Below are 12,704 nucleotides of genomic sequence, written 5' to 3'. Positions count from 1 at the left end.
GTTCAGGATATTAATCTGAGCAAAACAGGACATATTACGATTACTGTTTTACAGGAGAATGGGGTTCGTTTCAAAACTTTAGGAAAAAATGTGGAGGTGATTTCAAAATAGAAAAATAGAAAAACTTTTTTTTCGGCATTCGTCTTCAAGTTCAAAAACTTACCTTTGCACTCAATTATTACTCATCAATTATGAATCTCGGCAAAACTCAATTATTAAAAATCGCAGAAAAAAATTATTCCGGATTATTTTTGGAAGATGAAAACGGAGAAAGAGCTTTTCTCCCCAAAATATTCGCATCTGAAGATGCCGAAATTGGCGATGAAATGGAAGTTTTTGTTTATCAAGATGATGATAAATTAAAAGCAACCACCGAGAAAGCCAACGCAGAAGTAGGAGAGTTTGCGGTGATGACTTGCGTGCAAAGTTTACCTGCTGGAGCATTTATGGATTGGGGAATTATCAAAGATTTGTTTATTCCTTACAAGCAGCAGAGAGCGAAAATCTTGGAAGGGAAACGATATTTGGTTCAAGTTTATATTGATGACGTTTTAGGTTTAATTACAGGAACGACCAGATATAAAAAGAATCCACATTATGAAAATCTGCCTTTTCAAAGAGGTGAAAAAGTGAATTTGATTATTGCTGGCGAAAGCGAATTGGGTTGGAATGTCATCATCAATAAAGAATATGTTGGTTTGATTTATACTTCCGATGTTTACAAAAAACTGTTCCCATTGTCGGAAGAAATCGGTTATATCAAAACCATTCGCGAAGATGGTAAAATCGATGTTTCTTTGCAGCCAGAAGGTTATGAGAATATTGATGAATTCCAGAAAGTAATTTTAGATAAATTAGAGCTGAATTACGGTTTGCTTTATCTTTCCGACAAATCTACGCCGGAAGAAATTAAAGACGAACTGCAAATGAGCAAAAAGAATTTCAAAAAAGCAATCGGCGGTTTGTACCGTGATAAGAAGATTGAAATTTTGGAGGATAAAATCCGATTGATTACGGAGGACTAAATTTAATTTTTTAAGTAGTCACTTTTAAAGATAAAAAAAGAGCAGAAATTTCTGCTCTTTTTTGTTTATTAAGAAGGTGTTTCGGGGGAAGTATCTTCTTTAGTTTCTGGTTCTTCTTTTGGTTTCTGTGGACGAAACACTTTCTTTTCTTCTTTAATAACCGTCGCTTCCTTTGGTTCTTCACCTTTTAGATAAGTTGGTAAATTCAAACCAGCCATATTAAATAAGTCATTCAATGGCGGAACCGATTTCATCATTCCCGATACAAAATTTGCGGTAGAAGTGGAGCCGTCGGTATTATTTCCACCATCCCAAACGGTGATTTTATCGATCTTGATATTCTTCACCGCTTCTACTTGAGTTTTTACCAATTCTGGTAATTTTTCAATCAATAGCAATTGGAAAGCACTGTTGGTATCGCCACCAGCTGCTTGTACGATTTTGTCGTAACCTTGTGCTTGTTTGGTTAAGATTTCATATAAACCTTTTGCTTCTGCATCCATTTTTGCGAAGATTGCGTCTGCTTCACCTTTTGCATTTAAACGGATTTTTTCTGCGTCGGCTTCGGCTTCAATAATTTGTTTTTGTTTCGCAATTTCTGCGGGAACTACAATATTCGCATTTTGAGTTGCACGCTCTCTTTCTGCTCTGGCTTTTTCTGCCAATTGTTCAGCAACATAAGATTCTTCTAATGCTTTTGCGGCCTGTACTTTTTCTGCAGCCATCGCCAATTTGCTGGCTTCTGCTTCTTTTTCTCTACGCAATGCATCTGATTGTGCGATTGTAATCTTGGCTTCGTTTTCTCCTTTTACTGCAAGGGAATTTGCTTCTGAAGTGGCAATTCTGGACTCCTTTAATGCCAACGCTTTTCCAATATTTTCATCTTTTTCTGCGGACGCAATACTTACCTCTCTGTCTTTTTGGGTGATGGCAATTTTCACATCACGATCTCTATGCGTTTCTGCAATCTGAGTATCGCGTTCCCGATCTGCCATTGCTTTTCCAGTTTCACCGATTTTTTCTTGTTCAGCCACAGAAATTTTAGCTTCGTTAATCGCTTTTGCAGCGGCTTCTTTTCCTAATGCTTCGATATAGCCGGATTCATCTTTAATATCGGTAACGTTTACGTTGATGAGTTTTAAACCGATTTTCTTTAATTCGGTATCTACGTTTTTAGAAATATTTTCAAGGAATTTATCTCTGTCAGAATTAATTTCTTCAATGGTCATCATGGCAACCACCAAACGCAATTGTCCGAAAAGGATATCTTTAGAAAGTTCCTGAATTTGTTCATTTGATAATCCCAAAAGCCTTTCTGCTGCATTTCCCATAGAATCTGGTTCCGTAGAAATCGCAATCGTAAATCGACAAGGAACATCAACTCGGATGTTTTGTTTTGAAAGTGCGTTGGTTAAATTGGCTTCAATTGAAATTGGTTTTAGATCAAGATAAGCATAATCCTGAATTACAGGCCAGATAAATGCACCACCACCGTGAATACATTTTGCAGACTGACCGCCAGTTTTACCATAAACCACCAAAATTTTGTCTGAGGGACATCTTTTGTACCTCGAAACTAAAGCAAGAATGGTAACAAACACAACGAATGCACCAATGCCAATAAGAATAAATCCTTCCATTAAATACTATTTTTATTAAATTTTTTCTACAAATAAAATTTGATTTTCAATCCGTACAATTCGAACGGATTCTCCCGAATTAATTTTCTCTTCATCTTCTGTAAATGCTTCCAATTCATGGAAACTACCATTAATACTCAATTGGATTTTTCCAAAACCTGATTTGTGTGGTGGAATATTAATGTAAACCTGAGCAGTTTTTTCTAGCGTATTATTAAGATTAAAGGTATTATCTTCCTGTAATTTAAGAATTTGTTTGATGATAAAGAAGAAGATTCCAACGAAAATAATTCCGACAACGAAAGCGATTATTACTAAAAATACTTCGTTCATTTTGCCATAAAAAGCAACACCTGTCCATCCAAATCCTAGTAAAAAATTAATTAAATTTCTGAAAGAAAACAGTTCAAAAGGTGCTTCTACATTATGAAAGTCGCCATCGAAGTCTGCATTTAAATCTGCAGAAGCATCGGTGCCGAAAAGTGTCAAAATGGTTTGGAATATAAAGATTAAACTGGCGAAAAAAGCGAGATACCAAAACGCTTGTTGCAAAGCCGGCATCTCCGAAAAAAATTCTGGAATCATAGTTTTATATTGTACGCTAATATACAGAAAAGTTAAATATATTTTGGATTTATTCTTTCCTTACCAACAATATCCAATCATCTTCTAATAACTTATATCCGATATCATAAAGGAATCTGTATTCTGCACCGTTTTTATAGATTTTCAGACTCGTGAAATATTCGAAATCAAAACCTTCGGAAGTGAGTTTATTTCTGGTCGTTTTTGCTTTGCCTTCTACAAATTTTTGTTCGGAAAGAATGCGGTGGTTTTTGCGCAATTTATTGTTCACGTTGCGCATGAGGTTGGAAGAGTCTTTGTTATGATTGTTGTTATAAGTGTTTCTGCAAGCATCGTTACAGAATTTTTTATCGCTTCTTCCGATAATTTTTTCGCCACATTCCAAGCAGTTTTCCATAAGAATCATTTGATAATCAAATATATGAAAAATATCCGTTTGTAAACGGATATTTTTTGAATAGGTCATGATTAAATTTTTTGAAAATTCGTGATAAAATTTAGTGTGTTTTTGTTTTCTCCATTTCATCCATCGCAATAGTTGCATGGGCATAAGCTGCACCAGCACGCATTTCTGCAGCAATCCAAATGGCGTCCATAATTTCTTCTTTAGAAGCTCCTTTTCTCATCGCTTGTTTCGAATGTGATCTTATACAATATGGGCATTGGGTTACGTGCGCTACTGCAACTGCAATTAATTGTTTTGTTTTTTCATCTAAAGCGCCTGCTTCAAAAACGGTTTTGCTAAAGTTGCGCCATGCTTCGATATTTTTCGGTGCTAAAGCTGCTTTTTTATCTGCCAACTCTTTGGTTGTTACAGGATAAAGATCTTGATTTCCCATGAGATAAAATTTTGATTAATAATTTATAAAAATGCTCTCAATTTATTTTCGAAACTGTAAAATTTGCAAAAGGTCTATTTTAATGAATCATTGAAAAGTTTGCAAAAGTTAGAGATGATCTCGGTTTTACTTTATTATTGCCTTTGAATTATTGCTTTTTTGCAACTTTTTTGGTTCTTTTACTTCTCCAAAAACTGTCGCAATACATATTGTAAGATACCGCCATTTCGGTAATATTCAATTTCAATTAATGAATCTAGACGAGCGATTACCAGAAACTTAATTTCTTTGCCATTTTCAGATTTGGCTGTTATTTCAATTTCTTTTAAAGGTGTGATGTCGTTTGCAATTCCTGTGATTGAAAAGATTTCTTTACCAGTAAGTCCTAATTTTTCTGCGGTATCGCCTTCTTTATATTGAAGTGGCAAAACACCGAGACCTACTAAATTGCTTCGATGAATACGTTCGTAACTTTCTGCCAAAACCGCTTTTATTCCTAAAAGGAAAGTGCCTTTTGCTGCCCAATCTCGCGAAGAACCGCTTCCGTATTCTTTACCTGCTAAAACCAATAATGGAATTTGTGCTTCTTTATATTTTACCGAAGCATCATAAACCGACATTTCTTCACCAGAAAGTAAATAAGAGGTGTAGCCTCCTTCTTGTTTTGCTAATTTATTTTTGATTCTCACGTTGGCAAAAGTCCCGCGCACCATTACTTCATCATTTCCGCGACGAGAGCCATAAGAGTTAAAGTTTTCTTTTTGTACCCCTTTGCTCAACAGGTATTTCCCTGCCGCAGAATTTTCGCTGAAAGCACCAGCCGGTGAGATATGATCGGTAGTGACACTGTCGCCCAATACCAACAAAGTTCTGGCATTTTCAATATCTTGTAAAGGTTCTGTCTGTGCAGAAATATTATGAAAGAAAGGGATTTCTTTGATGTAAGTGGAATCTTTATCCCAATCATACAATTTGCCAATAGGAACTTCGAGGTTTTTCCAAATTTCATTTCCTTCGAAAATTTCACCGTAATTTTTAGCAAAATCGGTTGGCGATAAAACACGGTTTAAAATTTCATTGATTTCATCATCAGTCGGCCAAATATCTTTCAGGTAAACAGGCTCTTGGTTAGAGTCATAACTAATGGGTTCGGTGGTTAGATCAATATCAACTCGACCAGCAATTGCATAAGCAACGACCAACATCGGCGACATCAAAAAATTCATTTTTACCTGTGGGTGGATTCTGGCTTCAAAATTTCGATTACCCGATAACACCGAAGAAACAATCAAATTATAGTCATCTACCGCTTTTGAAATCTTGGGTTCTAGCGGACCTGAATTTCCGATACACGAAGTACAACCATAACCCACTAAATGAAAATCAAGGGCTTCCAAATCTTTCATCAGATCTGCTTTTTCAAGGTAATCAGTTACCACTTTTGAGCCTGGCGCAAGCGAAGTTTTTACCCAAGGTTTTACATCAATCCCACGTTCTCTGGCTTTTCTGGCGACTAATCCGGCACCAATCATCACAAAAGGATTTGAAGTATTGGTACAAGAAGTAATTGCAGCAATTGCGACAGAGCCGTCTGAAAGCATGAATTTTTCATCACCACGCGTAATCCACACCGTTTTCATTCCATCTTTCTCTTTGGCTTCTATTTCTGCATTCAATGGTTTTTTTTCAGATTTTGGAACTGGTAAATCACCGCCTTCATTATCAAAACGTGTAATTGAGGATTCACTTTCGCGATCTTCGGGTTGAATATATTTTCTGTTAAAAGAAGTATGCAAAAGATCTATAAATGTGTTTTTGAAATCTTTTAAAAGAATTTTATCCTGAGGTCGTTTCGGACCTGCAACAGTCGGTTCGATGGTAGAAAGGTCTAATTCTAATACATCAGTATAAGTTATTTTATCCTCATTCTCCCGCCAAAGCATATTGGTTTTGCAATATTTTTCGACCAATGAAATTTGCATTTCAGAGCGATTGCTTTTTCGCATGTACTCCAAAGTTTTATCATCAATGGGGAAGTAGGTAATAGTGGATCCAAATTCGGGCGACATATTGCCTATTGTCGCTCGGTCGGGAACTGAAAGATCCGCTAAGCCAGAACCAAAAACTTCTACAAATTTTCCGACGACGCCAAATTTTCGAAGCAAATTGGCGATGGTTAATACCAAATCGGTAGCCGTAGAACCCAAAGGAAGTTTTCCTGTCAACTTTAAACCAATTACTTCTGGCATGATAAAATAAAGTGGCTGACCAAGAATGGCGGCTTCGGCTTCGATACCACCAACACCCCAAGCAACTACGCCAATACCATTAACCATTGGCGTGTGACTATCGGTTCCGACCAAAGTGTCTGGAAAGATTTCTTCATTTCTTTTGATTACTCCTTTGGAAAGATATTCCAGATTAATTTGATGACAAATACCCATTCCTGGTGGAACAACACTAAAGTTATCAAAAGAATTCTGTGCCCATTTTAGAAACTGGTAGCGCTCTTTGTTGCGCTTGTATTCTTCATCCATATTGCGGGAATAGGATTCTTCGGTTCCGAAATAATCTACTTGTACCGAATGATCGATAACCAAATCGACTGGAACAAGCGGATTGATGGCATCGGGATTTTTTCCTTTTCGTGCCACTTCAGCGCGAAGTGACGCGATATCAACTACGGCTGGAACTCCAGTAAAATCCTGCATTAAAACACGTGCTGGTTTAAATGGAATATCTTTATCGGTTCCTTTGGGTTTCCAATTTAATAAGGTTTTAATATTTTCTTCGGTTACCGAAAAACCGTCGTAATTACGCAATGCATTTTCTAAGAGAATCCGAATGGAAAAGGGTAGTTTTTCAATTTCATATCCGTTATTTTGCAATTCTGTGAGGCTGTAGTAGGTGTAATTTCCGTCGTTGGTTTGCAGGGTTTTCTTTACTTTAAAAATATCTTTTTCCATAATATTGAAGTTTATTGGTATTCTAGATAAATTTGGCGTGCTACGAATTTATTTCACTTCTTTGAATGAAAAATATTTTTCTGAATAATAGCGAAGATTTTATAAAGTATTCGTTGCAGGCTTTTAAAGACGCTTTTCTGTTTCAAATAATGTCTTTTTCCGACATCATGAAAATTTCAATTTTTAAGCGTGTGAAATTTTGAACTATAATTCAGAACTTATTTTGCCTTTCTCAAAGTTATGAAATAAAAGAGCGCGAAATGGTAAATTTTAATATAATCTGATTGAGTTGTTCTATATTTATTTTTTGAAGCGAAAGTGGTTTACTCAAAAAGTAATATTTGTTTTTGCGATAATTTTCAACTTTAGTGTCGTTTGCAAAATAACAGTTACAAAATTGAATGCTTAATTTCCATTTTAAAAATAATTAAAAAAAGCACAGTTTAAAACCGTGCTTTCCTACTTTTCAATCAAAATTAATCTGTGTGTTCGTACATTTGGTTGTACAGTTTGATATATCTTTCTTTCACTGCTTTTCTTTTCAATTTTAGAGTAGGAGTGAGCAGTCCCAATTCGATAGACCAAACATCAGGCGTGAGTTCGAATTTTTTAATCTGTTCCCAACTTCCTAATTTGGTGTTGAGATAAGTGATTTCTTTTGCAATTCTTTCTTTTAATTCTGGGCTTTTTGCCATTTCTTCTGGTGTAGATCCAATTTTTAATTGTTTTCTTTCTGCCCAGTTTTTTACAAAATTAAAATCGGGTTGTACCAAAGCACACGGCATTTTTTCGCCATCACCCACGACCATAATTTGTTCGATGAATTTCGATGCTTTTGCTAAATTCTCTATCACTTGTGGCGCAATGTATTTTCCGCCTGAAGTTTTAAACATTTCTTTTTTTCGATCCGTAATATGCAAATACCCTTCTTCATCGAGATGACCGATGTCGCCAGTTTTAAAGAAGCCTTCGTCGGTAAATGCTTCTTTCGTTAATTCGTCATTTTTAAAATATCCTTTAAAAACAGATGGGCCTTTTACCGTAATCTCACCATCTTCCTGAATCTTTACTTCCAGATTATCTAAAACGTGACCCACCGTTCCGATTTTTATTTTTCCAAAACTATTCACCGAAATTACTGGCGAAGTTTCTGTTAAGCCATACCCTTCTAAAATAGGAATTCCTGCATTTTGGAACATTTTATTCAATCTCGCAGATAAAGCAGCAGAACCAGAAACAAGCGTGATAATATTGCCACCAAGACCTTCTCTCCATTTGGAGAAAACCAATTTATCGGCAATGATTTCTTTTAAACCAGATGGTTTTCCTAGTTTTTCTTTCGCTTTGTTTACGCCAAGCGCCCACAGGAATATTTTAGATTTTAATCCACCGGCACTTGTTCCTTTATCGTAAATTTTATCATACACTTTCTCGATCAACCTTGGAACTACCGACATAATATGCGGTTGAACTTCTTTGATATTATCGCCCATTTTCTCGATGCTTTCTGCGAAATAAATAGCATAACCATTATATTGGTACAGATAAAAAAGCATTCTTTCGAAAATATGACAAATCGGTAGAAAACTTAAAATTTTAATATCGGTAAACTCCAAACCTTTTACCCTAGGGATTCTTGGATCAGATCCTAATACATTTGATACAATATTCAGGTGAGAAAGCATGACGCCTTTTGGTCTCCCAGTCGTTCCAGAAGTATAAATAATCGTTGCTAAATCTTCGGTATTAATCGATTTTGAAATATCTTCAACTTCACCTTGCGTCGCTTCATCATTTCCAAGATCGATAATTTCTTGCCAATTCGGCGCACCATTGATTTGATCAAAACTAAAAACGCCTTGCAAAGTTGGTACATTGGCTCTAATCTTCATTACTTTTTCGTACAAGTCACTATCCGAAACAAAACAGTATTTAACATCTGCATTATTAAAGATGAAGTCGTAATCTTCAGCAGAAATACTGGGATAAACTGGTACCGATACTGCTCCAATTTGAGAGATTCCCAAATCCATTACCGCCCACTCAGTCCTCGTTGCAGTGGTGATTAAGGCGATTTTATCGCCAGGTTTAATTCCTAATTTCAATAACCCTCGAGATACTTTATTTCCTAAAGCAATAAACTCGCCTGTTGATGTTTTTTCCCACTTCCCATTATACTTGGTAATGAACATATCTTCTCTTGAATATTTTTCTAACGCATTGTGCGCGAAATCAAAAGTTCTTTTTATTGACATATCATAGTTTTATTTAGTGAATAAGATCATTTAATTCAAAATTAATATTGAATTAATGTAAAAATATCATTTTTATTTCAACCTGCAATACCTATTTGAAAGTAAGTTTTAATTTAATTTTTTAATTTTTAGAAAAATTGTATTTTTACCACCAAACAATTTTTAAACTTTATGAATTTTAATTTATCTGAAGAACAGCTGATGATTCAGCAGGCGGCAAGAGATTTTGCACAAACTGAACTTTTACCAGGAGTTATAGAGAGAGACAACGCACAGAAGTTTCCACACGAACAGGTAAAGAAAATGGGAGAATTGGGATTACTTGGAATGATGGTGGATCCTAAATATGGTGGTGCAGGAATGGACAGTGTTTCCTATGTTCTCGCTATGGAAGAAATTGCAAAAGTAGATGCTTCCGCAGCCGTAGTAATGTCGGTTAACAATTCATTGGTTTGCGCAGGATTAGAAAAATATTGCAACGAAGAACAAAAAATGAAATACCTGAAACCGCTTGCAAGTGGTGAAGTAATTGGCGCTTTCGCTTTGTCAGAGCCAGAAGCTGGTTCAGACGCTACTTCACAACAAACAACGGCAGTTGATAAAGGTGATCATTATATCTTAAATGGTACTAAAAACTGGATAACCAATGGTGGTACAGCAACTTACTATATTGTAATTGCACAAACCGATCCGGAAAAGAAACACAAAGGAATCAATGCCTTTATCGTAGAAAAAGGATGGGAAGGTTTCGAAATCGGCCCAAAAGAAGATAAGTTGGGAATCCGCGGAAGTGATACGCATTCTTTGCTTTTTACCGACGTAAAAGTTCCAAAAGAAAACAGAATCGGTGAAGACGGTTTCGGGTTCAATTTCGCAATGGCAGTTTTAAATGGTGGTAGAATTGGTATTGCTTCTCAAGCGTTAGGAATCGCTTCTGGTGCTTATGAACTGGCATTAAAATATGCGAAAACCAGAAAAGCATTTAAAACTGAAATTATTAATCATCAGGCGATCGCTTTTAAATTAGCAGATATGGCGACGCAAATTACTGCAGCCAGAATGCTGTGCTTCAAAGCAGCAGTTGAAAAAGATGAAGGAAAAGATATTTCTGAAATCGGTGCAATGGCAAAATTATATTCTTCGCAAGTAGCGATGGATACTACAATTGAAGCAGTTCAAATCCATGGAGGTTACGGTTATGTGAAAGAATATCACGTAGAACGAATGATGCGTGATGCGAAAATTACTCAAATTTATGAAGGAACTTCTGAAATTCAAAGAATTGTGATTTCTAGAAGTATCGCAAAAAACTCTAAATAAATAATTAAATAAACTCCCTATGAAATATCTTTGGATTATTTTAGTTGCTGTTGTCCTTGTATTGGGCGGCTTTACGTATTATAAATACTATTTCGTATTCGGTGAAGGCGTAAAGTCTGGAGTACTGAATTACGCAGTGAAAAAAGGAAATATTTTCAAAACTTATGAAGGAAAACTCATTCAACAAGGTTTTGGAGCCAACGCAAAAACAGGAAGTTTAACGAGTTATGAATTCGAATTCAGCATTGAAGATGAAAATGTTTTCAATCAGTTAGAGCTGAACAACGGCAAAACATTTGATCTTCATTACAAAGAATATCACGGCGTTCTTCCGTGGAGAGGAAATACCACTTATGTCGTAGATAAAGTAGTAAATATGAAATAAAGAGAAAATCCTTTCAGTTATCTGAAAGGATTTCTTATTTTTAGAAAATGAAAGAATACATTTTAAAGAAGGAAAGAATTTTTCATTTTTTATCCTTAGCATTAATCGCTGGCTCTATGTTTATCACCGAACCAATTCAGAAAATAATTGTTTTGGTGACTGGGATTTTAGGCTTATTCATTTTGTCAGCACTTAAAAAGCAAAAAATATTAGTCATTATTTATTTGGTTTTGTTTGTGGCAGCAGGAATTTTCTATTATTTAATGACAACAGGAAAACTTAATTTCTAAAAAACTTGAAATATAATTCTAAAAAATGAAGAAAATTTTTCCTATTGTTATTTTTTTGAGTTGCACTTTCAATGCGCAAGATCTGCCAAAATTCACTGATGATATTGCAATGCAACTTGCACAGAAACCATTAAAATGCATCAATCAGGAATATCCAAATAAAACAGCACACATCATTAATAATGAAAAGGAAGCAACGCTAACTCCAGCCGAATTACATCCAAGTTTTTATGGATGTTTCGATTGGCATTCGTCTGTTCATGGACATTGGATGTTGGTTCGACTTTTAAAATCAAAACCAAATCTGACCAATAAAAAAGAGATTCTTGCAATTTTAGAAACTTCTTTTCAACCAGAAAAAATAAAGGAAGAAGCAGCGTATTTCACAAAATATGAGATTTCTGCCAACTTTGAGCGGACTTATGGTTGGGCGTGGTTGCTGAAATTAGATGAAGAACTCATGACTTGGGATGATCCACAAGCGAAAATATGGCATCAGAATTTAAAACCGTTAACTGACGAAATTCTGAGACTTTGGAAGATTTATTTACCCAAACAAACGTATCCAAACCGAACTGGCGTTCATCCGAATTCTGCTTTTGCGATGGCATTTGCGATTGATTGGGCAAGAACATCAAATGATAAAATCTTCGAAAATCAATTGGTTGAAAAGTCAAAATATTTTTATTTAAAAGACCATAAAACGCCTGCATATTTGGAACCCGACGGAAGTGATTTCTTTTCACCAAGTCTTGAAATTGCAGATTTAATGCGGAGAATTCTTCCTCAAAAAGAATTTGTAAAATGGTTCAATGGTTTCTACGATAAAAGAAGTATCGCCAATATTTCTCAAATTCCTATCATTAGCGATATTAATGATTTTCAAACCGTTCATTTGGTCGGACTTTCCTTTACCAGAGCGTGGACGATGAATGGGATTTCTAAATCTTTGCCTGAAAGTCATCCGCTTAAAAAACAGTTTGCAACGACATCCGTTTTATTTTTAAAGAACGCATTGCCATTGCTTTTCCAAGGGAATTATGGCGGAGATCACTGGCTGGCGAGTTTTGCGGTTTATGCTTTGAGTGAGGAATAAATTTTACATTTTATAAAGGAATTAAATATCAATTGGGGCGGCCTTTAGCCCATTCTTTAGTTTAAAAATGCGATTGGCTTTAGCCAAAACTTATTTGTGATATCTTAATTCTTCGGTAAATATTTTGAATAATCCGGTTCTTCAGAATCTTTCTGATTTTCACTTTCTAAATTTTCCGATAAAGTAGTCGTTTCTGTAGTTGGAAAAGGAATGTTATTTTGATTTTCTAAAGATTTTAATTCCCTCTTCTTTTTATTTTTTTTCACAAAATAGAAAATTAAACCCGCAATAATGAAGATTGGC

At 35.4% G+C, this 12,704-nt stretch carries 12 protein-coding genes; 5 read left to right on the top strand and 7 right to left on the bottom strand.

Features of this window, described 5'->3' with window-relative positions; all coding sequences use genetic code 11:
• The first annotated feature begins 191 nt into the window (after positions 1-191).
• Positions 192-1,025, top strand: a complete 834-nt coding sequence (locus WBY99_RS09945) for a CvfB family protein (protein ID WP_423976177.1) — start codon at positions 192-194, stop codon at positions 1,023-1,025.
• 68 nt (positions 1,026-1,093) lie between these two features.
• Here WBY99_RS09945 and WBY99_RS09940 read toward each other — a convergent pair whose 3' ends face one another.
• From WBY99_RS09940 to WBY99_RS09915, 6 genes are all read right to left on the bottom strand, one after another.
• The gene (locus WBY99_RS09940; RefSeq protein ID WP_423976176.1) at positions 1,094-2,665 is read right to left on the bottom strand and encodes a flotillin family protein; all 1,572 of its coding nucleotides are present in this window, start codon (positions 2,663-2,665) and stop codon (positions 1,094-1,096) included.
• Positions 2,666-2,680: 15 nt separating this feature from the next.
• Entirely contained in the window at positions 2,681-3,250 is a 570-nt protein-coding gene (locus WBY99_RS09935) for an NfeD family protein (protein ID WP_423976175.1), read from the bottom strand.
• A 49-nt stretch (positions 3,251-3,299) separates the two neighbouring features.
• Positions 3,300-3,647 (bottom strand): hypothetical protein, encoded by a 348-nt coding sequence (locus WBY99_RS09930; RefSeq protein WP_423976178.1) that lies wholly within the window; start codon positions 3,645-3,647, stop codon positions 3,300-3,302.
• 100 nt (positions 3,648-3,747) lie between these two features.
• Positions 3,748-4,089, bottom strand: coding sequence for a carboxymuconolactone decarboxylase family protein (locus WBY99_RS09925; protein WP_423976174.1), 342 nt, complete (start codon positions 4,087-4,089; stop codon positions 3,748-3,750).
• Positions 4,090-4,268: 179 nt separating this feature from the next.
• A complete protein-coding gene (gene acnA, locus WBY99_RS09920) occupies positions 4,269-7,055 on the bottom strand; it encodes an aconitate hydratase AcnA (protein ID WP_423976173.1) in 2,787 nt (928 codons plus the stop codon).
• A gap of 476 nt (positions 7,056-7,531) precedes the next feature.
• Positions 7,532-9,310 carry an AMP-dependent synthetase/ligase gene (locus WBY99_RS09915; protein ID WP_423976172.1) on the bottom strand — a complete coding sequence of 593 codons (1,779 nt, stop codon included), beginning with the start codon at positions 9,308-9,310 and terminating at the stop codon, positions 7,532-7,534.
• A 171-nt stretch (positions 9,311-9,481) separates the two neighbouring features.
• Between WBY99_RS09915 and WBY99_RS09910 the strand changes: the two genes are divergently transcribed.
• The 4 genes from WBY99_RS09910 to WBY99_RS09895 are packed head-to-tail and all read left to right on the top strand — an operon-like array spanning position 9,482 to position 12,401.
• The gene (locus WBY99_RS09910) at positions 9,482-10,630 is read left to right on the top strand and encodes an acyl-CoA dehydrogenase (RefSeq protein ID WP_423976171.1); all 1,149 of its coding nucleotides are present in this window, start codon (positions 9,482-9,484) and stop codon (positions 10,628-10,630) included.
• A gap of 19 nt (positions 10,631-10,649) precedes the next feature.
• Positions 10,650-11,015: a hypothetical protein gene (locus tag WBY99_RS09905; protein ID WP_423976170.1), complete on the top strand. Its 366-nt coding sequence runs from the start codon at positions 10,650-10,652 to the stop codon at positions 11,013-11,015.
• A gap of 47 nt (positions 11,016-11,062) precedes the next feature.
• Positions 11,063-11,305, top strand: a complete 243-nt coding sequence (locus tag WBY99_RS09900) for a hypothetical protein (protein ID WP_423976169.1) — start codon at positions 11,063-11,065, stop codon at positions 11,303-11,305.
• Between the two features lie 25 nt (positions 11,306-11,330).
• Entirely contained in the window at positions 11,331-12,401 is a 1,071-nt protein-coding gene (locus WBY99_RS09895; RefSeq protein WP_423976168.1) for a DUF2891 domain-containing protein, read from the top strand.
• 104 nt (positions 12,402-12,505) lie between these two features.
• Here WBY99_RS09895 and WBY99_RS09890 read toward each other — a convergent pair.
• On the bottom strand, positions 12,506-12,704 hold a 199-nt coding region (locus WBY99_RS09890; RefSeq protein WP_423976167.1), incomplete at its 5' end, for a hypothetical protein.

The organism is Kaistella sp. (genome assembly GCF_049588135.1).
Taxonomy (GTDB): domain Bacteria; phylum Bacteroidota; class Bacteroidia; order Flavobacteriales; family Weeksellaceae; genus Kaistella.
This window is presented reverse-complemented; position numbering and strand designations above follow the sequence as displayed.